The sequence below is a fragment of the Nonomuraea aridisoli genome, from assembly GCF_003236395.1.
Classification (GTDB): domain Bacteria; phylum Actinomycetota; class Actinomycetes; order Streptosporangiales; family Streptosporangiaceae; genus Nonomuraea; species Nonomuraea aridisoli.
Genome location: NZ_POUD01000713.1, coordinates 1 through 389 on the forward strand (window position 1 = coordinate 1; position 389 = coordinate 389).

Genomic DNA, 389 nt, shown 5'->3' on the forward strand with positions numbered 1-389 from the left:
TCCCCAAGGTGATGCGGCGCGTGGTGATGGCCGACGACGGCTGGGCCCTGGTCGTCGCCGACGCGGCGCAGCTGGAGCCGAGGGTGCTGGCCGCGATGGCCGGTGACGTGGGCCTGGCCACGGCGGCGGGTGAGATCGACCTGTACGCCGCGCTGGCGCAGTCGTTCGGGGGCGAGCGGGCCAACGCCAAGATCGCGATGCTGTCCGCCATGTACGGCGGCACCAGCGGCGACGCCTCCAAGCTGCTGGCCGTGATGCGGCAGCGTTTCCCGCAGGCGTACCAGTTCGTGGAGGACGCCGCCAAGGCGGGGGAGGAGGGGCGGCTCGTCCGGTCGTGGCTGGGGCGCACGTGCCCGCCGCCGTCGCAGCGGTGGCGCGACCTGGTGTCG

1 pseudogene is annotated in these 389 nt (G+C 74.3%); it reads left to right on the plus strand.

Going from position 1 to position 389, the window contains the following annotated elements:
* Positions 1–389, plus strand: a pseudogene (locus C1J01_RS48870) (DNA polymerase); the annotation flags it as partial.